At 51.2% G+C, this 23,904-nt stretch carries 15 protein-coding genes; 12 read left to right on the top strand and 3 right to left on the bottom strand.

The features are described 5' to 3' along the window. Positions 1–55 precede the first annotated feature (55 nt). Positions 56–2,122 (top strand): methyl-accepting chemotaxis protein, encoded by a 2,067-nt coding sequence (locus PKO01S_RS04855; RefSeq protein ID WP_164779481.1) that lies wholly within the window; start codon positions 56–58, stop codon positions 2,120–2,122. 138 nt (positions 2,123–2,260) lie between these two features. Here the strand turns inward: PKO01S_RS04855 and PKO01S_RS04850 are convergent, their stop codons facing one another. The 3 genes from PKO01S_RS04850 to PKO01S_RS04840 are packed head-to-tail and all read right to left on the bottom strand — an operon-like array spanning position 2,261 to position 6,697. Continuing rightward, entirely contained in the window at positions 2,261–3,250 is a 990-nt protein-coding gene (locus PKO01S_RS04850; RefSeq protein ID WP_127530174.1) for a sugar ABC transporter substrate-binding protein, read from the bottom strand. 18 nt (positions 3,251–3,268) lie between these two features. Next, the gene (locus tag PKO01S_RS04845; RefSeq protein WP_127530173.1) at positions 3,269–4,891 is read right to left on the bottom strand and encodes a response regulator; all 1,623 of its coding nucleotides are present in this window, start codon (positions 4,889–4,891) and stop codon (positions 3,269–3,271) included. A gap of 6 nt (positions 4,892–4,897) precedes the next feature. Then, the gene (locus PKO01S_RS04840) at positions 4,898–6,697 is read right to left on the bottom strand and encodes a cache domain-containing sensor histidine kinase (RefSeq protein ID WP_127530172.1); all 1,800 of its coding nucleotides are present in this window, start codon (positions 6,695–6,697) and stop codon (positions 4,898–4,900) included. A 261-nt stretch (positions 6,698–6,958) separates the two neighbouring features. On the opposite strand from PKO01S_RS04840, the gene PKO01S_RS04835 reads away from it, so the two are divergent. The 11 genes from PKO01S_RS04835 to PKO01S_RS04785 all read left to right on the top strand — a co-directional run bounded on the left by PKO01S_RS04835 (position 6,959) and on the right by PKO01S_RS04785 (position 23,902). Further along, positions 6,959–7,999, top strand: coding sequence for an ABC transporter substrate-binding protein (locus PKO01S_RS04835; RefSeq protein WP_218031460.1), 1,041 nt, complete (start codon positions 6,959–6,961; stop codon positions 7,997–7,999). A 98-nt stretch (positions 8,000–8,097) separates the two neighbouring features. Then, positions 8,098–9,615 (top strand): sugar ABC transporter ATP-binding protein, encoded by a 1,518-nt coding sequence (locus tag PKO01S_RS04830; RefSeq protein WP_307719815.1) that lies wholly within the window; start codon positions 8,098–8,100, stop codon positions 9,613–9,615. A gap of 7 nt (positions 9,616–9,622) precedes the next feature. Further along, complete coding sequence (locus PKO01S_RS04825) at positions 9,623–10,651, top strand: ABC transporter permease (RefSeq protein WP_127530171.1); 1,029 nt, start codon at positions 9,623–9,625, stop codon at positions 10,649–10,651. After that, positions 10,644–11,606 carry a galactofuranose ABC transporter, permease protein YjfF gene (gene yjfF, locus PKO01S_RS04820; RefSeq protein ID WP_127530170.1) on the top strand — a complete coding sequence of 321 codons (963 nt, stop codon included), beginning with the start codon at positions 10,644–10,646 and terminating at the stop codon, positions 11,604–11,606. The genes PKO01S_RS04825 and yjfF overlap by 8 nt, the downstream gene beginning before the upstream one ends. A gap of 768 nt (positions 11,607–12,374) precedes the next feature. Beyond that, a complete protein-coding gene (locus PKO01S_RS04815; RefSeq protein ID WP_127530203.1) occupies positions 12,375–13,958 on the top strand; it encodes an extracellular solute-binding protein in 1,584 nt (527 codons plus the stop codon). 58 nt (positions 13,959–14,016) lie between these two features. Then, positions 14,017–15,705: a sensor histidine kinase gene (locus PKO01S_RS04810; protein ID WP_127530169.1), complete on the top strand. Its 1,689-nt coding sequence runs from the start codon at positions 14,017–14,019 to the stop codon at positions 15,703–15,705. Beyond that, positions 15,698–17,332 (top strand): response regulator, encoded by a 1,635-nt coding sequence (locus PKO01S_RS04805; RefSeq protein ID WP_127530168.1) that lies wholly within the window; start codon positions 15,698–15,700, stop codon positions 17,330–17,332. The genes PKO01S_RS04810 and PKO01S_RS04805 overlap by 8 nt, the downstream gene beginning before the upstream one ends. 96 nt (positions 17,333–17,428) lie before the next feature. Next, the gene (locus PKO01S_RS04800) at positions 17,429–19,036 is read left to right on the top strand and encodes a glycoside hydrolase family 43 protein (protein WP_307719814.1); all 1,608 of its coding nucleotides are present in this window, start codon (positions 17,429–17,431) and stop codon (positions 19,034–19,036) included. Positions 19,037–19,233: 197 nt separating this feature from the next. Beyond that, on the top strand, positions 19,234–19,962 hold the full coding sequence (locus tag PKO01S_RS04795; protein ID WP_127530202.1) for an ABC transporter ATP-binding protein: 729 nt from the start codon (positions 19,234–19,236) through the stop codon (positions 19,960–19,962). Next, positions 19,925–20,983 (top strand): efflux RND transporter periplasmic adaptor subunit, encoded by a 1,059-nt coding sequence (locus PKO01S_RS04790; protein ID WP_407669626.1) that lies wholly within the window; start codon positions 19,925–19,927, stop codon positions 20,981–20,983. The genes PKO01S_RS04795 and PKO01S_RS04790 overlap by 38 nt, the downstream gene beginning before the upstream one ends. 51 nt (positions 20,984–21,034) lie before the next feature. After that, positions 21,035–23,902 (top strand): ABC transporter permease, encoded by a 2,868-nt coding sequence (locus PKO01S_RS04785; protein ID WP_127530165.1) that lies wholly within the window; start codon positions 21,035–21,037, stop codon positions 23,900–23,902. Positions 23,903–23,904 lie beyond the last annotated feature (2 nt).

The raw sequence follows: 23,904 nt of genomic DNA, 5'->3' as shown, positions 1-23,904 counted from the left end.
AAAAATGTACAGAAGTTTTGCATTTCTACTTTACGCATCGGTTAGGAGAGAGAGCTTGGGACAATCGGTCGGTATCATCCGTATGCTATTAAAATCTCCTTCACGTTCCATTGGTACAAGGTTATTCATCGTGATCATATGCGTCGTATCCGTCATTGCTGCAACCGTCGGCATTGTGTCGTACCAAATTGCAAGCCGCTCCTTAGTCGATCAAGTCAAGGCCAGCTCCCTTCAAACGGTCGCATTAGCTGGAGAAAAGCTCGATATGCAGCAGCAGTTCTACTTAAACGTTGCCGGTCAGCTTGTCAATAATAGTTTGTTCATCGAGAACTTGTTCCAGTTGACAAGCAAGGAGCAAAGGGACGAAGACCGCGATCGAATGTCGCGGGACATACGAGGCTTGTTCGATCAGTTGGCACTAAGCGATGCCCGCATACGAGACATTACGCTAATACCGTTAGAGGATCCGAATATTCGGGCGATCAGCACCATTCGAGAGGGGCTTGAAGTGAATGCTGCTGCATCGTGGATCGAACCGATTCGGAGCGCGGGAGGCAAAGAAGTGTGGCTGCCTATCGAGACAGAAGGGTATTTAGGCTCCTCGCCTAAACCGCTTTTCGCATTCGGCAAGCTTCTGGGGAGAAATAATATAGGTTCGCACGAGTTTATACTCCTTGTACAGATCGAAGCGTCGGCATTGGAGGCCATGATTCAAGGCGTTCAGATCAGTCCGAGCTCGACGATCGCAATATTGGATGCTGGAAACCGTATCATTGCGAGGAGCGGCCATTCAGACGAGACCGTAACGAGGATGAAAGCCGGTTCCGTTGAGGGGCCTTCGGGGAGCTACATAAGCGAAGACTCGGGGCAACCGGTTCTCTACTCGTACAGAGCTTCTAAACTGAGCGGATGGATCGTTGCAGGGACGGCGCCGATGAGTGAGCTTACCGGTGCGGTCAAACAAATTTATCTGCTTACCGTCTTCTCGATCGCAGGGGGATTCATAATCGCCGTCTTCATCGGCTTATGGCTCATCCGTTCGATCGGCAGACCGCTCGTCCACTTGGAGACGTTAATGAGCAAGGCGGCTTCCGGAGATTTTCGGGGGCGTTTGAATTTGAGGGGCAGAGATGAAATCGGCAAATTGTCGGGAGCTTACAACCGAATGATGCAGCAAATCGGTTCGCTCGTGAGCGAAGCCTATCATACGGTAGATCATGTTCTCGTTTCGAGCAAGGAGATGGCGGATTCCGCTGTACATACCGCCCGGGCTGCGAATGAAATCGATGAGGCCAGTAAGCAGATCGCTAGCGGCGCATCGGGACTTGCGGTCAATGCGGAGAGCAGCAGCGGTAATGTCATGCAGATGGGCGTTAAATTGTCGGAGGCGCTTCTGCTGCAAGAACGAATGGAATCGTCTGCGCAGGAGGCGGACGCCGCTTGTCGGCGCGGGGAAGCTACCATAACCGGTTTTATTCAGAACACGAATGAAACCGAGCGGCGCATGGCAACCGTCAGTGACCGAATCGAAGAGCTGAGCGGCAGTGTCGGGGCGATCCGCGATGTATTGCGGCTTATGACGCATATGGCTAAGCAGATAAAGATCCTTTCCTTAAACGCTATGATAGAGGCATCCAGGGCGGGAACTGCTGGTGCGGGCTTCAAAGTAATCGCGAGCGAAATCGGGATCCTTGCCGACCATTCGAGCCAATCGATCGGTCAAGTTCAAACGTTAACGGTCAATGTCGAAGAGGAGATGTCCGCAACGGTATTAGCGATGCTCGAGGCGAATCCGCTGTTCCAACAGATGGTGTCGGAAGTATACGGCGTACAATCGGCTTTTGATGATATACAGAATCAGATGCTTCAGCTCATTCAAGCCTCGGAAGAAGTTTCAGCATCGTTAACGCAGCTTACCGGTACGCAGGAGATGTTGGCCTCTTCGATCGAAGAGGTAGCGTATGTAGCCCAGCAAACCTCATCTTCGACGGAGCAAGTGGTTGCCCTGTGCACCGCGCAGGCAGCTGTCGGCGATCAACTGGTTGAGCTATCCAGCCGTCTAATTACGATATCGGACCGGCTTCGTGAGCAGATGGCGAGCTTTCAGGTCAATGAATCATGAATAGAATCGGCTGTCGAGAACCTTTCGACGGCCTTTTCTAATGTCTGAGGACCCTGCTCCGGCATACGCAGCTGGCCCGCACGGTGCTCGTCAAAGGAGGTGTTCGTTCCTTAACCAGTCCAACTTGGCCTCATATCGTTACAGCTGATCTTTAAGCCCCGCCAGCGTGATCTCTTGAAATCCAGTATCCAACCAAGAGGAGACGAAGTTTCCGCCCGCGGCTTTGACGAGCTGCTTGATGACCGAGGCTCCCCAATTCTGTTCATTCTCCGAGATGATGGCGCTGATCTGGCCGTTCTGGAGCGCCTCGGTTGCTTCCGGCGACATTCCGAACGCTACGGACATCCGGTTCAGTCCTTGGGCTTTCCATACAAGACTGGATGCTGCTGTCGAGATAAAGTCCATATTGACCAGAATATCAAAGTGAGGGTGATTGCTGATCATTCCCTCCAGGTCGATCAATGCCTGTTCTTTGCTTCCCTCATTATAGCGCAGCTCCAACATCTTGATCGTCGTATTCTGCTTCAAGTAGTCGAGCATCCCGTCCAGTCTATGTTGTTGTTGCAGCGACGTCTTTAATCCGCTCTCCACCATGATCATACCGGCGTCGTTCAGCCGGTTATCGATCATTTTCCCCATAAGAAGCCCTTCTTTATAGGGGTCGGCGCCGATAAAAGACAGCCTTTTGCTGTTCGGTACATCAGCTTCGAAACAGACGACAGGAATGCCTTGCTCTACCGCTTTATTAATATGAGGAGCGAGCGCGACAGGGTCGATCGGGCTGATCGCGATCCCGTCCACCTTTTGTTTAATCATCGATTCCAGCATCCGGATCTGCTGATCGCTGTTTAACTCATCCGGCGCTTTGACGATGAGCCGAATGGACTGCGGCTCTGCTTCCCGTTCAATCTGTTCGGTGATTGTCTCATAGAACGGATTGGCGAATGGATAAATGATGGCAAGCGTTAATCTCGCATGTGCGGACTCTTTTTCCATTTGTTGCGGGTCAGCCAGACTGGACGATGAATGGTCATGCGGCGGCGAAGAGTCCAAACGGCTGATGGCATAGATGATGACGATAGCGGCTGCGAAAAAACATGCGAATAACAGTTTCGTTCGGTTGCTCACGCTGTTTAGCTCCTTTTGCTACTCGGCCTTTGGCCATTCGGCCAGTCCTGTTTTACGGAATTCGGTCGTCGTTTTGCCCGTTATCCGCTTGAACAAGCTGGAGAAGTAATGCGGGTCGTTGTACCCGACCTGATAGGCGATTTCATACGATTTCGCTGCTGTTGACAGGAGCAGATCCATCGCTTTGCGTATGCGGACTTGCGTCAAATATTCGATGAACGTTTGCCCCGTCTCTTGACTGAATATTTTGCTCAGGTGGCTCGGACTGACGTTTACGTATTCGGCGGCATTTTGCAAGGACAGCGTATCGTTGCCGAAGTTGGCGGTCATATAGTCCTTCACTTTATTCAGCAGCGGGCCATACTTATCGTAAATGGTTGAACGCCAGCTCCAGAATTGCTCCGCCAACGAGGCAAGATAGCTGCACGCTTCCTGCCAGCATTGCACCTTGGCGATTTGCTGCTGGTAGAACTGCAGAGTTTCTTCAGGATTGACGTGGCTGTACATATCTTTGGCCGAACGGAACGCTTCAAGCGTCACATCGTTCAATATGTACGAGCCAATCGGCGATGTCTTCCAATTCACTCCTTGGAGTGGGGCGCATAACGCTTCAATAAACGACTCCAGCTTGGTCTGATCGCCAATCTTGAGAAAATCGATGAATTTGCTTCGGTCCAGAAATACCGAAGGATCGAACACGCCGGCATTTGTTTCCGTGAAGGCGAGCCTGTTCTGGGAAGACAATCTGCGCCAGTGCATATCCTCGGCGGCATCCAGGAAGGAGAGGTGGACATTTTGCAGACGGTCCTGCACAGAGCCTATGCCGACGGATAAGCCGATGCTGCTCGCAGTCATCCTATCGTGAATAAGCTGCTGCAGTTCTTTGAATTCGGCTAAAGCGTCATACAGCTGATCCAATGTATCGCCTTTCATGATCCAGACGTTCTCCGTACGGCTGCGAGGAAATAGGAGTGAGCCGTCGTTCTGCAACTGCAGCCGGTCATAGCGCTGAAGCAATGCCAGCTCATTCGGGTCCAGCTCTTCTGTGATCCGTAAATCTTTGCTGCCATGCGAGCGGTTATCAATCATAACGACGGCATAGAAGCGGGCGATGAGATTGACTTGAAGTTCCGCCGCGCAATGAATCGCTTCCGAGGCCGTGACAAAGCCGCTGCACAGATCGTTGAACAGTTTCTCTTTCGTAATCGCAAGCCGCTGATAATCCTGCTGTTTCAGTTTCTCGATGCTCGCTCTCGATTCCCGTTCTTTATCGATTTTGCGGCTCACCTCATGGAGCAATTGAATAAGGTCTCCAGGGCTTACCGGTTTGAGACAATAGTCCTCGACACCCATCCGAACAGCATTTCTTGCGTACTCAAATTCGCCGTGTCCGCTGAGGATGATAATTTTCGTATCCGGCAGCTGTGTCCGGACAATGCTGCACAGCTCCAGACCGTTCATGAATGGCATCGATATATCCGTTATGAGAATATCCGGCTGCAGCTGTTCGATTAATGGCAGCGCCATCTCGCCATCGGAAGCGTCTCCGCAATAGATAAAGCCCTCGGACTCCCAATCGAAACAGTCGCGAAGCGATTCACGGAATAGAATTTCGTCATCGACCAGCATTACTTTCTTCATGTCGGGTCACTCCATTCTTTGTGGGATTCGGATTGTAACCTTCGTTCCTGCTTGCTCCGTGCTCTCGATATGGACGCCGTAGGGTTGGCCGTAATAGAGCTGGATTCTTCGATAAACATTATGCAAACCGAATCCGCCTGAGACGGCAGAGCTTGCGGCTTGTGGAAGGTGAGGCTCCGTCAAATCATGGCGCAGCTGCTTCAGCCGATCCTCCGGCATGCCGATTCCGTTGTCCTCAATTTCGAAACAGATCGCTTGGTGGTCGGCATAACCGCGAATACGGATTAAGCCTTTCGTTCGTTTCTGCTTCAAGCCGTGATAGAGCGCATTCTCCACGATCGGCTGCAGCGTCATTTTGAGGATGGAATACGGTTTAATGGTATCTTCAATATGAAGCTCGTATTCCAATATGTCCCGGTACCGGATTTGTTGAATCGTCAAATAACTGTTTAAGTGCTCGAGCTCGCGGTCAATCGGGATAAAGTCCATGCCCTTGCTAAGACTGATGCGGAACAACTTGGATAAAGCGACGACAAGCTGGATAACCTGTTCTTTCTTGCCTGCCTCCGCCATCCACATGATGGAATCCAAGGTGTTGTATAAGAAATGCGGATTGATCTGGGCTTGCAGAGCTCGAAACTCCGACTTTTTAATTTCTTGCTGCTCCCTGATACTCTGCTCCAGCAGCAGCTTGATTTTACCTAACATAATGTTGAAGCTGTTGCCGAGATCGGCGATCTCGTCAGTGCCGCGCAGCGTCACTTTCGCTTCGAGGTAGCCGGAGGCGGCGAGCTGCATATGCTTCTTCAATACATGGATGGGCCTCGTTAGACGGTTGGTCGTGAAATAGTGAAGCGTGATAGCGAAAATAATGCTGAGCGCAACGGCCACGATAATCAGCTGCCGGATCGAGTGAGCCTGCTCCATTATTTCTTGCAGCGGCACGTAACCGACGAGGCTCCACCCTGTCGATTGGAAGGGAGCAGCGAATATAAAGACCGGCTTCCCGTGCGACGAGTCGATGTAATAACGGTTCGCTCCGGACAGCATGGCCTTAATCTGTTCAGGCTGCGGCCATTTAGAAGGTGAGACATCGGTAGATTCGGGCGTATAGATAGGCGCTCCGGATTCGTCAGCGACATAGAAGAAACCGCTTTCTTGAATCGGCATATTCAAATTGCTTCTAATTAATGCATCGTCCATATCGATAATAATGAAGCCAATCGTCTCGTGTGTCACTCGCTGTTTCACCGTTGTAATGACCGAGATCAGATTATGGTTTTGATATTGAAAGCCGTCCAGCCGTTCCGCCGCGGACCAGCCGGGGGATGGAACGGTCAAAATTTCGTCGGGATGGCGAACCAAATAAGCAAAGTGAGGATTGCCCATCAGGTTGCCGTTTAGTTGAAATACGCCTTTGCGCTCGCTGATGCCTCTGCCGTACAGATTCGTCATCGTAATATTAAGAACGTTGTCGTATTTATAGGTTAATCGGTAGGATGCCATTGTTTCCAGAATGTTCTTCGCATCCGAATAGTTGTCGGCTTGAGAGAACAAGTAGTGCAGAACGTTCGGATCGTTGCCTAATTCCAGCAGCTTGCTTGAGTCATCGAATAGATTGTCGATGTTGCGGCTTAACTGCTCGGCGGCGAGCAAGCTCGAAGATCGGCTGTTCGCGAATACGGTGTTATAGGATTTATAGTACGAAACTAGTCCGACCGTAATGAGCGGTATGCACGTTAATATAATGAACATTGCAATTAATTTTGCACGCAGGCTCGACGCAAGCTTTCTAATCAGGTTCATAGGAGAACAACCTTTCAATATCCGCAATGAATACAACTAGAATTATGGGGAAGATCGGTACAAATTGCAATCAGCGAACAAGATAATCCATTCACCGGACAAAAAAACAAATGAGACATTCAGAAAAGAACATAGTCTAATAAAAAAGTATAATCCGCTGCTAATTATCTTAATGTGAAAATGTATAAAACACCAATATAATCAAATCACACCGTTATACAAGGGTGAACATAAAAAGGGAGGCACAATGAATTGAAAAAGATGAAAATGTTTGGTCTGCTTTTAGCTTCCGTTATGCTGATGCTTACCGTCGCATGCGGCAACTCTAGCAAGGACAAGGAGTCTACAGACGACAAAGCGCCAGCAACTGCGACAGAGACGAAGACGGAGACGAAGACAGACGATACGGCGGCGGCGTCCGATAAGAAGATCGTGCTGGGCTTCTCCCAAGTCGGAGCAGAGAGCGGCTGGAGAACAGCGAATACGAAGTCGGTTCAAGATTCGGCGAAGGAAGCTGGTTTCGACCTGAAGTTCTCCGACGCGCAGCAAAAACAAGAAAATCAAATCAAAGCGATTCGCTCCTTCATTCAGCAGAAGGTCGACGTAATCGCCTTCTCGCCAGTCGTTGAATCGGGTTGGGATACTGTCCTGAAAGAAGCGAAGGATGCTGGCATTCCGGTTATTCTGACGGACCGCGCAGTTGATTCTACGGATACGACGCTCTACCAAACGTTCATCGGCTCCGACTTCGTTGAAGAGGGCCGCAGCGCAGGCAAATGGTTGGTTGACACGTATAAGGATGCTAAAGAGCCAGTTAACATCGTAGAGCTCGAAGGGACGACGGGTTCGGCTCCAGCCAACGACCGTAAAGCGGGCTTCGACGAAGTGATCGCACAGAATCCGAATCTGAAAGTCATTGCATCGCAGACGGGTGACTTCACCCGTGCTAAAGGCAAAGAGGTTATGCAATCGTTCCTGAAAGCGCATAAAGACATCGACGTTCTGTACGCTCACAACGACGACATGGCGCTCGGCGCTATTCAAGCCATCGAAGCAGCAGGTCTTGTACCGGGCAAGGACATCGTTATTATTTCGGTAGACGGCGTACATGACGGCTTCGTTGCGGCAAGCGAAGGCAAAATCAATTTCATCGTCGAGTGCAATCCGTTGCTTGGACCTCAATTGATGCAAGCAGTGCGTGACGTATATGAAGGCAAAGAAGTACCGAAACGTATCGTGACGAAGGAAGGCGTATTCACTTCCGAAGATGCGAAGCGCGAGTTGCCTAACCGTCAATACTAGGCGCTAATGGCTTGATCACAATAGAACGAAAGCCGTTCCTACCGCGAATTTGTTGGCACGGAACGGCTTTCGTTTCTTATGAAGAGGAGAGAAGAGCGGTGGGTGTAACGGATAAACAGCAGCCTGTATTGCAAATGAGCGGAATTCACAAACATTTTCCAGGCGTAAAGGCACTCACGAATGTTAGCTTTCGTTTGTTTCCTGGCGAAGTCCATGCTCTGATGGGCGAGAATGGTGCAGGCAAGTCGACTTTGATTAAAGTGCTGACCGGCGTGTACTCGATCGATCAAGGAACGGTCGAGCTCGAGCAGAAGGCGATCCGGATCGGAAGTCCGATGGATGCGCAGCAGGCCGGAATCAGTACGGTGTATCAAGAGGTTAACCTATGTCCGAATCTGTCGGTAGCGGAAAATATATATATCGGACGGGAGCCGCGCCGCTTCGGACGAATTGTATGGAACGAAATGAACCGCAATGCCGAGCAGCTCTTGAAGAGAAGGATGAATCTTGAAATCGACGTCACGCTCCCGCTGCATCATTATTCCGTCGCAGTGCAGCAGCTAATTGCGATTGCCCGGGCGATAAGCATTTCGGCCAAAGTGCTTATTCTAGATGAACCGACCTCCAGTCTTGACCGGGGGGAAGTGCTTCAGCTGTTCGCGGTCATGTCCAGATTGAAGAGCGAAGGGCTTGCCATTTTGTTCGTGACGCATTTCTTGGATCAGGTTTATGAAATATCAGATCGAATAACCATTCTCCGCAGCGGAGAGTTGATTGGGGAATATAGGGCCTCCGAGCTGCCCCGCATAGATTTGGTTTCCAAAATGATCGGCAAAGAACTGCATCTGCTTGAAGAGCTGCCTAAAGAAGCTAAGTCGGCTAATGAAGGCAAGGAACCGTTCCTGCAAGCGACGGCTCTTGGCAAGAAAGGCTCAATCGAGCCGGTGGATATGGCTATTATGAAGGGTGAAATCGTCGGTTTGGCAGGACTGTTAGGATCGGGACGTACCGAGCTCGCCCGGTTGATCTTCGCAGCTGACAAAGCGGACTCGGGCGAAGTCTTGATCGAAGGCGCTAAAGGAGGAGTTCACTCGCCCCGGCAAGCGATCGATAATGCCATCGCGTTCTGCTCGGAGAACCGGAAGCTGGAAGGGATTATTGACGATTTGACCGTTCGCGAAAATATTATTCTAGCGCTGCAAGCTTCAAAGGGTTGGTTCCAGACGATATCCAAGAAGCGTCAGATCGAAATCGCCGACGAGTATATCAAGGCGCTGAACATTAATCCGCCTAACCCGGAGCATCTAATCAAAAACTTGAGCGGGGGCAACCAGCAGAAGGTGCTGCTGGCGCGTTGGCTGCTGACCCGGCCGAAGCTGCTCATTCTGGATGAACCGACCAGAGGCATCGATATCGGGGCGAAGGCGGAAATCCAGAAGCTCGTCCTATCGCTCGCAAGAGAAGGGATGTCCGTTCTCTTTATCTCCTCCGAACTAGAGGAGGTTCTCCGGGTGAGCGATCGAATCGTAGTTCTTCGCGACCGCCATAAAGTTCAAGAAATGCAGGGCGAAGAGCTAAGTCAGTCCAATGTCATGAAGGCAATTGCAGGAGGGTGATCACAGGATGGTCAAGCATCATTTGTTCTGGCCGGTTGCCGTATTAGCGGCGCTGCTGCTCTTTAATTTCATTTATTCTCCCGATTTCTTCTCGATTATCGTCCGGAACGGGAACTTATACGGAAGTCTAATCGATATTCTTAATTTCGGATCCCCCTTAATTATTGTCGCTTTAGGGATGACGCTTGTCATTGCGCTTGGCGGCATCGACCTTTCGGTTGGCTCAGTCGTCGCTATTGCCGGTGCGATCAGCTGTCTCCTTATAAGCAAAGGGACGGATCAGAGTGCATGGAGTCTCGTCCTAATGGCCATCGGCGTCTCAATTGCGGTTGCTATAGTGCTCGGGCTGTGGAATGGCGTGCTCGTATCGATATTCGGCATGCAGCCGATTATCGCGACGCTCATTCTGATGGTCGCCGGGCGCGGCGTTGCACAGCTGATTGCGGACGGACAAATCATTACGGTGTCGAGCAAAACTTATAATTACTTAGGCGCGGGTTCGCTTGCCATGCTGCCATTCTCCATTTTTATCGTGGCGGCCATGTTCATTCTCGTATCTCTTCTAACGCGAAGAACAGCTCTGGGGCTCTATATTGAGTCGATCGGTTGTAAGCCGACGGCGAGCCGCCTTGCCGGCATCCGCTCGAGGACGGTAATGCTCGCGGTCTATATGTTCTGCGGCTTGTGCGCAGGAATTGCCGGGTTGATATTGAGTTCGAACGTATCGAGCGCAGACGGCAATAATGCGGGCTTATGGTATGAACTGGATGCGATTCTTGCTGTCGTGATCGGGGGGACGTCGCTTAATGGCGGGCGTTTCTCGGTAACCGGCACTTTAATCGGCGCGCTGATTATTCAGACGCTTACGACGACCATTTATATGACGGGCGTTCCTCCGGAGATAACGCTCGTCGTCAAAGCATTCGTCGTTCTTGTCGTCTGCTTGGTACAGTCCGAGTCATTCCGTAAGGCGATTGTCGCTAGATGGAAGACTCGTCATTATCCGGCAGAGCGGGAGGTCAAACAGCATGTTTAACCGAAAGTTTATTCCAATCGTTGTTACTCTAGGCCTATTTATTCTCATGTTTGCGGTCGGATCGTTCCGGTATACGGGGTTTTTCTCGCTGCAAGTGTTCAATAACTTGTTGATCGACAATGCTTTCCTGCTGATAGTAGCTGTCGGTATGACGTTTGTCATCGTATCCGGCGGGATCGACCTGTCCGTCGGCTCGGTCATCGCGCTTACGACGATGGTATCTGCCAGTTTATTGGAGCAAGGCTGGCCGCCATATGCCGTCATACCGGTCGTGCTTCTGATGGGGGCAGGATTCGGCTGGGGAATGGGCGCTATCATCTATTATTTCAAAATTCAGCCGTTCATCGTAACATTGGCGGGCATGTTCTTGGCGAGGGGCTTGTGCTACGTCATCAGCATCAACACCATAATTATCGACGACGCCTTCTATACGAAGGTCGCTCAGACGAAGATCAGTTTGCCGGGCGGCAACTTTATTTCGATCAGCGTAATCATCGCTATCGTTGTCGTGGCTGCAGGCTTTTATATCGCCCATTACACCAGATTCGGCCGCAATACTTATGCGCTGGGCGGGAGCGAGCAGTCGGCTCTGCTGATGGGCTTGCCGGTCAAGTCGACGAAAATCAAAGTATACATGTTCAGCGGTCTCTGTTCTTCATTGGCCGGCGTCGTATTCACCTTCTATATGTTATCGGGCTACGGCCTGCATGCGATGGGATTGGAGCTCGATGCGATCGCGGCCGTCGTGATCGGCGGCACGCTGCTTACCGGAGGCGTAGGCTATATCGTCGGAACGTTCTTCGGCGTGATGATTCAGGGCGTCATTCAGACGATCATCAGTTTCGAAGGCACGCTTAGCTCCTGGTGGACGAAGATCGTCATCGGCGTACTCCTCTTTGTGTTCATCATTCTTCAGAAGCTGCTCAGCGAACGCAAGTGGACGCTTAGAAGTTAGGTCACTCCGCAAGCGAATGTTCTGGGTCACTCCGCAAGCGAATGTTCTTACGATCGCTGTTGTTCCCGGATTCCTATGAATGAATTAGTAGAGGTGGGAATCCGCTCACAAAGGCGACCTACAAGCTTTCCGGAGGAAAGCTGCTACGTAAGCATAAGCTTCGTTTCTTCAGAATCATTCGCTTGCTCCGTTCTCGGGTGGGAATGGGATAATACATTCTAAAAAGAAACTGCTTCTTGTAAAAGGGTAGAACCACTCACCATTTTACGAGAAGCAGTTTCTTTGTGTTTGTAAAGATTTCACTGGGCAGATCAATGTACTTCGAAGACCACAACGAATCTAGTTTCCCCGGCGCTGAGGTGATTTGCGAGAATGTCAAATCCATGTGGCCTGTAAGCACACAACAGCGAAGCTTACTCAACATCTGCTCAGCTTAAGGAAAGCTGAGTGTTGGGCCCCACTAAATTAGCCGAACAGGCCGAATAGTTTGGAGAGGATCGTATTGAATTAGACCGATAATTTTTCGTAAAAGTAGGGATACGAAGTAAAGATCTGTTTGTTGTGCTAAGGGCAATATTTCTGGATAATTGTCATGATACTCTTTTAATTCTCTGATCGTGAAAAGGGGTTATCTACTTGCTAAAGTCACAATGGACAACAGCTCGGCTTATTCTCGCGGCAACGTTGGTGCTGCCGCTGTTGTCGGCATGCGTAAGAGGCGGCGGCCAGCAAGATAGCTCAAGTGCAGAGGTAATAGAAGAGCAAGATATGTATAAGGAGCCGGGCCTAAGCAGATACGATCCGCCGATCGACCTTTCTTTTGTAAGGGAAAATGGTGACGACATGGACGAGCTGCTTAAAGCCCTTCCCGGCAATACGTTTGAGGACAACCTCTGGACCAAGCTTTATGAAGAAGTGCTGGGGATTCGAATTAAGTATGAATGGACGGCCAAGGGAAGCTTATATCAGCAAAAGCTCGGCGCCGCGCTTGCGGCCGGCAATTTGCCCGACGTCGTAAAGGTTAACGCCGAGCAGTTAAGACAGTTGAGCAATGCGGACCTGATTGAGGATTTAACAAGTGCTTATTGGAAATATGCGGCGCCGTTCACGAAGGAAGTGCTTGCGCAAGAAGGGCTTGGTCCGTTTCAGGCAGCAACGATTGACGGCAAGTTAATGGGCATTCCCGAAACGAGCTCCTCTATTGAAGACGCTGAATATTTATGGATTCGAACGGATTGGCTGGATCGAGTCGGATTGCAGCCACCGAAGACGATGAGTGACGTATTAGCGATTTCGAAAGCGTTTACAGATCAGGATCCTGACCAGAATGGCCAACAAGATACATACGGGCTTGGGCTGTCTCAATATTTGTGGGACCCCGTTATGGGGTTAACTGGATTTATGGCCGGTTACGGCGCATACCCGAATATATGGATCGAGGACGATTCGGGACGGCTTGTATACGGAGCTGTCCAGCCCGAAGTGAAGAAGGCGTTAAGAGTGCTTCAACAAATGTACGCGGACGGTCAATTGGACAAAGAATTTATGTTCAAGGATGGTAATAAGGCGAAACAATATATTGCGGATGGCAAAGCAGGCATGATGTACGGCGAGCAGTGGGGTTCGTTCGTTGCGCAGACGAGCCGCAGCAAGGATCCTGACGTGAAGTGGCAAGCTTTTCCGATCGTGTCAGCAACGGAAGAGCTGCCTAAGGTTCCTCTTCGGTTCCGGACGAATCAGTTTCTGGTCGTCCGCAAAGGGTTCGAGCACCCTGAGGCGATCGTAAAGCTGTTCAATTTGCACTTGGAGAAAAATTGGGGGACGACTGCTGAATACGAATCCTATTACAGTACCCCTCAACCGGTATGGAAGCTTTCCCCTGTAACGCCTTTTCCTGCGCTTAAAAATTTGGAGGCATTCCATCAACTCGAAGAGTCTCGCTTAACGGGAGACAAGTCAGTGTTGAAGGACGAGGCGCGCGCCATTCAAAAAAATATCGACTCTTATCTCGCTACAGGCTCGGAGGTAGGATGGGGCTGGAATTTAACGTATGGACCGTCGGGAGCATTCTCGATATTGGACCAATACCGGAACAACAACCAGCTGCTGTACGAGAGCTTCGTTGGTGCTCCGACGGATACGATTTTAGAGAAAAAGACGATTCTGAATTCACTGAAAAATGACGCGTTCTCCAACATTATCCTCGGCCGTTCGATCGACGAGTTCGATGCGTTCGTACAAGAGTGGTATCGGATTGGCGGAGACAAGATGACGGAGGAAGTCAACCAATGGTACTTGGCCAATAACAAGGGCGCTGAATGGAAAGGTGAAATGCAGCATCGGAGGAGATGAATTGTTCAAGATTCCCGCACATTCCTTGCGCCATTCTATATTTGTAAGGCTTGTAACGATGTATATCATCGTGATTCTGCCTTTGATTATTTTAGGGATCTACTTGTATAACTGGAGTTACAAGAATGCGAGCGAAGAGATTTCGAGAAATACAGTGGCACAATTAGATTCCTATCTGGAGCGTCTTAACCGAGAGATTGAATGGCTTGAAATTCAGCAGTTCGATATGTTGCAGGAGGGCGAGCTGAATAAAATTGCCGTGACCTGGCCGCTCATGGACAGTGTCGAGAAACGGACAAGCGTCTATTACTTGCTGCACAGGCTCACTTCGATCAAGAGCAGCAGCGCCTATATTAAGGACATCTCGATCCACATTCGTGCCATTGGCAAGACGGTCTCGGCGAGCAACGCCGTTCAAGATTTCGATAAACAAAGCTACAACGAAATCGTGAGCATGATGGGCCGAAGCGGCAGCAGACTGATTCAGCAGCGCAATGAGCTTCATCTAAGCGCTTTAAGCTTCGGATGGAAGCAGGCGGAGGGACCGTTCTACCTTGTGCAAATCGAACTGGACACTGAAAAGCTTAGGGAATCGTTGCGGCAGCTCAACGTATACCCAGGGAGCGGCTCGGTACTAATCGCGGACGAAGCGGATTTTATGTTATTCAGCGACGAGAATGTGACCGCGAAGTCCGATGCACGGAATGCGGCCAAGGCGATGGACAACCGTACGACACAGATGGTGATTAAGGGTAAAAAGTATCATGTCGACAAGGTCGATTCCGATAAATTGGGATTGTCTGTCGTCTCGTACTTGCCTGAAGCGACAGTGAAGAGGCCGCTTAACAAATTTACGTTATGGGCCTGGGTATTCGCGGTCACTTCGGTTGTTGCGGTCATCGTCTACTTAACTTCGACGTACCGATACGTCCACCGCCCGTTGCTGCTGCTTGTCCAGCGGTTCAGACGGATGGAGGGCGGGGCGCTCGATACGCACATCGAACATAAGCAGAAGGATGAATTCGGCTATCTGTACGATCGGTACAATCAAATGCTGGTGAAATTGCAGATGCTGATCGATCAAGATTTTAAGCAAAAACTCATGATGCAGAAGGCGGAATTAAAGCAGCTTCAGTCGCAAATTAATCCGCATTTTTTGTACAACAGCTTCTTTATCCTCAACTCGCTTGCCAAGACTGGCGATACGGAGAGAATCGAGCTGTTCACGAACATGCTCGGGGAGTATTTCAGGTTCATTACCCGCAATATGGACGATAATGTAAGGCTGGGAGACGAGATCAAACACGCTCAAATATATACCGAAATTCAAAAGATAAGGTTTTCTAGGCGAATCCGGGTCCAATTCGACGAATTGCCGAAGGAAATGGAATGGATTCTCGTCCCCAGGCTGATCGTTCAACCGATTATCGAGAACGCCTACGAGCACAGCTTGGAGCAAATGCCGGATGAAGGCATGCTGCGCGTTACGTTCGTGCATCATCCGAACGAAGCATTAATTATTGTAGAAGATAACGGGGGAATGGTCAGCGAAGAGCGGCTTAAGGCACTTAACAATCGGTTATCCAGTACGGCCAACACGGATGAAATAACCGGGATGATGAACATTCATCGGCGAATTATTCTGACCTACGGCGAAGGCAGCGGCATCTTTTTGTCCAGAAACGAATGGAATGGTCTTAAGGTCACGATCCGAATCCATGGCAGGGAGGCGAACTGGGATGCTTAGGTTGTTAATCGTGGACGACGAAGAAATTATAACGAACGGACTTTACGAAGTATTCAGACGGCTCATGCCGGAGCGTCTCGATGTATGCAAAGCCTATTCGGCTAGGGAAGCGTTAGATTGGATGTCACGCACCAGAATCGATATCGTCATGACCGACATCGCCATGCCCGGCATGAACGGATTGGAGCTGTCGGAGCAGATCATAAGCAATTGGCCTAGATGCAGAGTCATCCTGCTGACGGGACATAACGACTTCAACTACGCTTACCGGGCGATCCAAATTCCGAAAGTCCGATATTTGCTCAAGACCGAAGGGTATGGCAAAGTGACCGAGACGGTTCAGGACGTGCTGGAAGATATTCATCTAGGCAATCTGGAGAGCCGGATATTGGAGCAATCCCGCGAGCAGCTGCATGCTTATCAGTGGCTTGCCCAAGGGGATTACATGCGGCAGTTGCTGCAGGAAAGCAGAGCCCGATGCTCCGGGATGGACGTGCTCATTCAGGATTTTCATAACTTGAAGATTCCATTGGACCCGAATCGCTCGGTCATTCTTATCCTTGGCCGTTTAAAGTTCCCGGAAGGGCTGTCCAGCACCGATCGAAACGGGCTTTTTGCCTCGATAAGCGGGACATGGGATTCGTTTCTATCCGATAAAGCAACCTGTATTGGCATCGTAGATAAGTATGAAGACATGATCTGGTTTCTTCAGCCTTTGCAAGCGGAAGGGGAAGGCGAAGCGGATTCGTTCACACGTTACCTGGAAGGAACGCTTGAGCTGTTCCAAGAAGAATGCTATGAAACGGTCGGACTATCCATTGGCTTAACGATCAGCAGTACATGCTGCGGCTGGAAGGATGTGACGCAGCAGTACGAGGCGCTTCGGCAGCTGCAGCAATTTAAGATCGGGGAAGGGATTTCGATTATTAAGCATGGCTGTTCGTTTGCACCGGACGGGATTTCTGGCAAGGAAGGATTTGCGAGTGTTCAGCGGATCGATATTATGGCCGCGCATCTCGAATCGGGCAGAGCGGAGCCGTTTCTTCAGCAATTGAACGAGATGACGAACGTTGCGCTGGGCGAACCTGACCATGTGCAGCTGGCCATAGAGATGTACTATTCGATCGCGCTGATGCTATACTCATGTGTGAACCGTATGGGACTGCAGGGCCGGATCGACGAGTACGGCAAGGTGCTCCGATTGGATGACCATCCTTCGATGAAAGACGGGTTCATGTATTTGCGGAGGCTAGCGGAATCTATTTTCCACTTTAAACAGATGAACGACCGGGACCGCACCTCGTTGGTCATCGACCGGATTTGCCAGTTTGTCGAGGATCACCTGAGCGAGGATTTATCGTTAGTAAGGCTAGCGGAATCTCATTATTTCAACCCTTCGTATTTATCCCGGTTCTTCAAGCAGGAGAAGGGCATCAATCTATCGGATTATATCGACAAATGCAAAGTCCGGAAGGCAAAGGAGCTGCTTCGGGACGGAGAATTGAAGGTGAGAGACGTGGCTTGTGCCGTAGGTTACGAAGCGGCGCACTCGTTCACCCGTTTCTTCAAGAAGGTAACGGGAATGACACCGCAGGAATACCGGGATACGCTCCCTCTGAAGGGATGAAAGAATCTAGAATTTGAAAGGTACTGATTGATCGAATGGCGGGTTGTCCCCTCTGGATGCAAGCGTTAAGCTTATACAAACATGAGGGGGATGAGAATGAGTAGGTTTCGTCTGATGACCGCCATATTGGTCGGAACGCTAGTCGCACTATTCATTATGAACCGGGGTTCTCAGCCGGGAACCGCGACCACACCGACAAGAACGACACAGGAGTTGACCATTTCCATGAGTGAAGAGACGAACGATCAAAAGGCAGAAACCGCAAATGATCAATCAGCAAGCGCAATCGGCAAGACGCCTCCAAACGGCAATCCGCTTGTCTCGCATAAATTCGGCGCGGATCCTTATGCCTTAGTGTACAAGGATCGGGTCTATTTATATGCTACGAACGACGTGCTCGAATATGACGGGGACGGTGAAGTGAAGGACAACACGTACAGCAGCATTAATAAACTGACGGTGATATCGTCTGACGATCTGGTTAACTGGACGGATCACGGCGTCGTGAACGCTGCAGGTCCGCAAGGCGCGGCCAAATGGGCGACGCAGTCGTGGGCGCCGGCAGCTGCATATAAAGTAATTGACGGTAAAGACAAGTTTTTCTTGTACTTCGCCAACAATGCCAGCGGCATTGGCGTGCTTACGAGCGACAGTCCGACAGGTCCGTGGGTCGATCCGATTGGCAAGCCGCTCGTAGCGCGATCCGAACCTGGTGTTGAGGGCGTAACGTGGCTGTTCGATCCGGCTGTTCTTGTAGACGATGACGGCAAAGCTTATATCTACTTCGGCGGAGGCGTACCGGAAGGCCAGTACGAGATGCCGAATACGGCACGCGTCATGCAGCTTGGCGACGACATGATCAGCGTCATCGGCGAGGCACAAGTCATTCCTGCGCCGTTCATGTTCGAGGATGCGGGCATTAATAAGGTAGGTGATACCTATTACTTTACTTATTGCTCCAATTTCTTCGACGGCGCCCGTCCGGAAGGCAGTCCTCCGGCTGGGGAAATTGCGTATATGACGAGCAGCAATCCGATGGGGCCATGGGAATATCAAGGTACGATTCTGAAAAACCCGGGTCATTTCTTCGGTGTAGGCGGCAACAATCACCATGCGATTTTCCAATTCCAAGACGCTTGGTATATCGCCTATCACGCGCAGACATTGTCCAAAGCGATGGGAGTGCCGAAAGGGTACCGTTCTACGCACTTAAACCAGGTATCGTTTAATGAGGACGGCTCGATCCAGGAGATTACGGCGGACTTTAAAGGTGTCGATCCTGTTAAAACGCTGGATCCTTACATCCGCCAGAGTGCAGAGACGATCGCATGGAGCGCAGGCATTAACGTGCAGCCTGTTCAAGCCGGTGACGCGGAATACGCTTCGTCGAACATGGTTGTAACCGATATCGATAACGCTGATTGGACGGCAGTCTCTAATGTGAATTTCGGAGCCGGCGCAAAGTTGTTCACGGCTTCGGTATCCAGCGTAAGCGAGGGCAGCTCCATCGATCTCCGTCTAGACAGCCCGGACGGCCAACTGATCGGCACGGTTACGGTGCCTTCCGCAAGCGGCGACGGAGAATGGGCCGATACGTCGACGAGTATTACGGGAGCCGAAGGCATTCAACATCTGTACTTTGTGTTCAAAGGAAAGCCGGGGCAGAAGCTCTTCCAATTCGATTCGTGGCAATTTGTTCAATAAATTCGGCGTGCTAGCTAGCGCCTGACAAGAAGACCGCATACCGTTTCCTACGGTATGCGGTCTTCTTCGTTGTATGGAACAAACCTATAATTTCTCGGGTAAATGCACAAGAACCGACAGGTATTTCTTCTGATATGAAAACGCTAAAATGACATAAACAACAAGATTTGAGAAGGGGGAGGATGCTGGTGACCTTGATGGGAGAGGGATTGAAGCATCCGGACGGCGGAACGATTTTGAAGGCCGCAGGTATTAAGCGGGTATTCGGCCGAGGCAATGGTGCCGTAACCGCATTGGCGGACATCCATCTGGATATACCGTCTGGAACGATCGTGGCGTTGAAAGGCCGGTCCGGATCCGGCAAGACGACTCTGCTCAATATATTAAGCGCGCTGGACGAACCAACAGCGGGTCAAGTGTTCTTCAAAGGCCAGGAGCTGACAGGGCTTGATGCGGCTCAGCGCAACAAGCTCCGGCGCAAGGAAATCGGACTCGTGTTCCAATCGTTCGGCTTGATTCCGCTCATGTCCGCTTATGAGAACGTCGAGTTCGGTCTGCGGATTGCAGGGACGAAGCCGAAGGGACACCGCGAGGCAGCCGAGCGGGCGCTTGAGCAGGTGGGTATGCGGGAGAGGATGAAGCATCGTCCGACAGAGCTGTCCGGCGGCGAGCAGCAGCGCGTCGCAATCGCACGCGCAATTGCACATGAGCCCGACCTGTTGATTGCGGATGAGCCGACCGCGGAGCTGGACAGCAGAATGGGCTTTCAAGTCATTCGCGTATTTCGGGACATTGTGAACCGCTCCGGCATGACGGTCGTTCTGACGACGCATGATCCGAGCATTATGGAGCTTGTCGATCACGTAATTGCATTGGAGGATGGACGAATTGTATCGCAGACAACGAACGAAGCCCCCCTTATCTAAATGGACGGTTACTGCCAAATATGCTTTGGTTCTGCTGACGGCGTCGGCAGCTTTAGCGGGCTGCTCGCTGCTGCCGCGCGAGCCGGAGGTTCTCCAACCGCCTCTTGTGGAGCCGGCGCTGGAGCAATTCGACGTTGTGCCGGTTACCCGCGGTGATATTCAAACTTCTCTTAAAGGAACCGCTTATTTCGTTTCCTCGAACGCAGCGCCTCTGTCCTTCAAGGAATCCGGCGGACGGGTGAAGGCGATAGCCGTCACCGCCGGAGAAGAAGTGAAGGCCGGCGATCTGCTCGCGGAGCTGGAGACGGGCGATTTGGAGTTTCAAGTCCGCTTGCAGCGGCTTAACGTCGAACGCACTAAGCTTTTGTACAAACAGGCTCTTGCCGCTGATGCAAGTTCAACTGACATTCGGCTTCGGGAAATCGATCTTGAGCGGGAGCAAATGTCACTCGATGCGATGCAGGGCCGCCTCGATAAGTCGCGTTTATTCGCGCCGATCTCGGGGACGGTTACATTCGTTGAAAATCTTAATGCAGGCGATACGGTGAATGCCTATCAGTCTATCGTTACGATCGCGGACCCTTCCAATCTGAAGTTGACGTATGTGGCAGCCGACAGCAAAGAATTGTTCGCAGTTAAGACAGGAATGCCTGTCATTCTCAAATATAAAGGCTCGAACTATACGGGAGAAGTCGTTCAGTCTCCTTCCAATATTCCGGCGGCAGCAGACAACAAGAAGGCCGAGAATAATGCCGTTACCGTATATATGAGCATGGATAATCCGCCGGACGGCATCCATGTCGGAGACAGCGCGGACCTTACGATCGAGCTTCAGAAAAGAGAGAACGTAATCGTGCTGCCGCGTTCGGCGCTGCGAAGCTACATGGGACGCTCCTACGTGCAGATCGCAGAGGGCGAACGCCGTAAGGAAGTCGATATCGAGGTCGGGCTGTCGACGCCGACAGCAGTCGAGATTGTCAAAGGATTAGAGGAAGGCCAACAGGTCATCCTGAGCAACTAACCGAACAATGCAGGTCCGGCTTTATACCGGGCATTAAGATGGGGTGTACGTATGGCCTTATGGACGATGATCCTCCGCAAAATGGCAAACAACAAATGGCTGCAGCTGAATTTATGGCTAGGACTTACGGTATGCGTAGCACTATTCAGCTCGATGCCGCTTTACTCGCATGCCATTTTGCAGCGGACGTTGTTGAAAGAAGTGCAGTCTGTACAGACGCAGAACGCAGTATATCCAGGTTTTATTCGAATCGCGACGACGGTCTCAGCGGTGAAGATGGACAAGAAGACGATGGATGCGATCGAGCGAGCGGACCGGTTCGTGAAGACGATTCCTGGGCGAATGGAGCTTGAGGCGCTCTCGTTCTATCAACAGCGGACCACTCAGAAAATGAAAGTGTATGGTTCCGATGCATCGGAGCAGGAGAAGCAGTCTCAGAATACGTTAGGCGGTTTCAAATCGTTGTCTGAAATGGAGAAACGGGTGCGTCTACTGGAGGGCAGAATGCCGGTTGACCGTTCGGATGGCATAATCGAAGCGCTCGTAACGCAGAAATTCCAGCTTGCCACCAAGCGGAAGCTTGGCGAAGAGCTGACAGCGGCATCGCTGGAAGAAGAAGGCGGGCAGTTCCGCGTCATTCCGGTGGGAATCATCGGAACGGAGCCTGCCGCCGATCCGTATTTGCCATTCTTAACGACGGACAATTCCGACGGGTTTCTTATCCCTTTCGAGCAGTTCGAGCGTGAGTTCACGAAGGGCGGCAAAGCGAGGGTATCCGAGTTGGAATGGCGTTATGCCGTCAATTACGAGCAGTTGAAAGTGGATCGGATCGCAACGTTCGTTCAGGCCGACCGGGACATTCGCCGATATTTTCGCGGCAGACTCGGTGCAGACGAAGTTAACATTCCAGCGAGCGCGACTATTGCATCGTACGAAGGGAAGCAAGACAAGCTCGACGTCATGATGCTGTCGCTGTACTCCCCCGTCATGCTGATGCTTGCCTTTTATTTGTACATGGCGGCTAATCTGATCATCGAGCGACAGAAGACGGAAATTTCTGTCCTCCGCAGCCGCGGAGCCAGCCGGCTGCAAATCATGTCGGCCTATACGCTGGAAAGCTTGGTGCTTGGCTTAAGCGCCCTTGCGGCAGGTCCGTTCCTCGGCGTGATGTTCACGAAGCTGCTAGGCGCATCTAACGGCTTCCTCGAGTTTGTTCAGCGGTCGGCACTTGAGGTCAGCTTGTCGAGCAGCGCCTATCGAATCGCAGCCGTAGCGGTTCTTGGGGCGGTTGTGCTCATTCTAATTCCGGCCTTTCTGGCGACGCGGGTCAGCATCGTCAATCATAAACAGCAAATGGCCCGGCTGACCAAAATGTCGTTCTGGCATAAGACCGGACTTGATATCATCCTCGTCAGTCTGGCCGTCTACCTGCTCTATAACTTCAACAATCGGCAGGACGATTTAAAAAAGCTTGCGCTCGACTCCGACGCGCTGCAGGTCGATCCGCTTCTTTTCCTTATGCCGGCACTGTTCGCGCTCGGCGGCGGGCTGCTTGTACTGCGGGTATACCCTTGGTTCATTCGGCTCGTCTATTGGGCCGGCCGAAGATGGTGGCCGGCGGCGCTCTACAATACGCTTATCCAAATTAGCCGTTCTTCCGGACAATATTTGACGATCAAGGTGTTTCTGGTCATGACGGTTGCAACCGGTCTGTTCAGCGCGAATGCGGCTAGAACGATTAACGATAACATGGAAAGCAAGATTCATTATGCCGTCGGCGCCGATATCTCGTTGACGACGCGTTGGGAAAGCGACGCGCCTCCGCCGGCCTCAGCCAATTCGCCGGGGCAGCAGAGCGGCGAAATAAGCGTAACGCAAAAAAAACGGGTGCAGTATACGGAGCCTCCTTTCCAACCGTTCAAGGAGCTAGAAGGCGTAGAGTCGGCCGCAAGAGTATTCCGGAAGGACAATGCCCGGTTCTCCGTGAACAACGGCAAATCAGGCGCGACGACGCTGGTCGGCATCGACACCAAAGATTATGGAAATACCGCATGGATGAAAAACGGACTGTTGCAGTACCCGATCAACAGCTATTTAAATTTAATCGCTCCCAATACGAAGGCGGTGCTTATTTCGCGTTCGATTGCCGATGAGGCAAAGCTGAAGCCGGGCGATCCGATTCGGATTTATTGGGACGGCCTCGACCCAGCGCAATTTACGGTATATGGCATTATCGATTATTGGCCGGGCTGGAACCCTCTGCCGACGACCGGAGAGAAAGGGAAGACGGAGACGTCGAGGCTGATTGTCGGACATCTCGGCGCTATACAGAACAAGCTGGCGGTCGAACCGTATGAGGTTTGGCTAAAGTTGACGGACAATGGCGTAAGCCAGCAGGTTTATGATCAGCTCGCGAAACAAAAGCTTGCGGTGACGAGTCTGAACGATTCGACGCAGCAGCTCGTTCAATCCAAGAACGATCCGTTCCGTCTCGCCATCAACGGCGTCATGACGCTCGGATTCGTCATTTCTATGCTGATCAGCTTCTTCGGCTTCCTGCTCTTCTGGGTGTTGACACTGTCGGGAAGAACGCTCCAATTTGGCGTTTTGCGGGCGATGGGCATTCCGTTTCTGCAAATCATCGGCATGCTCATCAGCGAACAGCTGCTCACGTCCGGCGCGGCCGTCATCATTGGCGTCATCATAGGCAATATCACAAGCGAATGGTTCGTTCCGTTGTTCGAGATGTCGTTCTCTGCCCAAGATCAGGTGCCTCCATTTACGATTACGTATCAGCTTAGCGATTACTTGCAGCTCTACGCTATTGTCGGCATGACGCTGACGGTCGGATTGCTCATTATCGGTTACCGGCTGTCCACAATCCGCATAGCCCAAGCGCTGAAGCTGGGAGAGGAGTAGCC

The sequence above is a fragment of the Paenibacillus kobensis NBRC 15729 genome (assembly GCF_004000825.1).
GTDB classification, from domain to species: Bacteria; Bacillota; Bacilli; order Paenibacillales; family Paenibacillaceae; genus Paenibacillus_T; species Paenibacillus_T kobensis.
The sequence above is the reverse complement of the archived record's forward strand: the minus strand, read 5'-3'. Positions and strand labels throughout refer to the sequence as shown.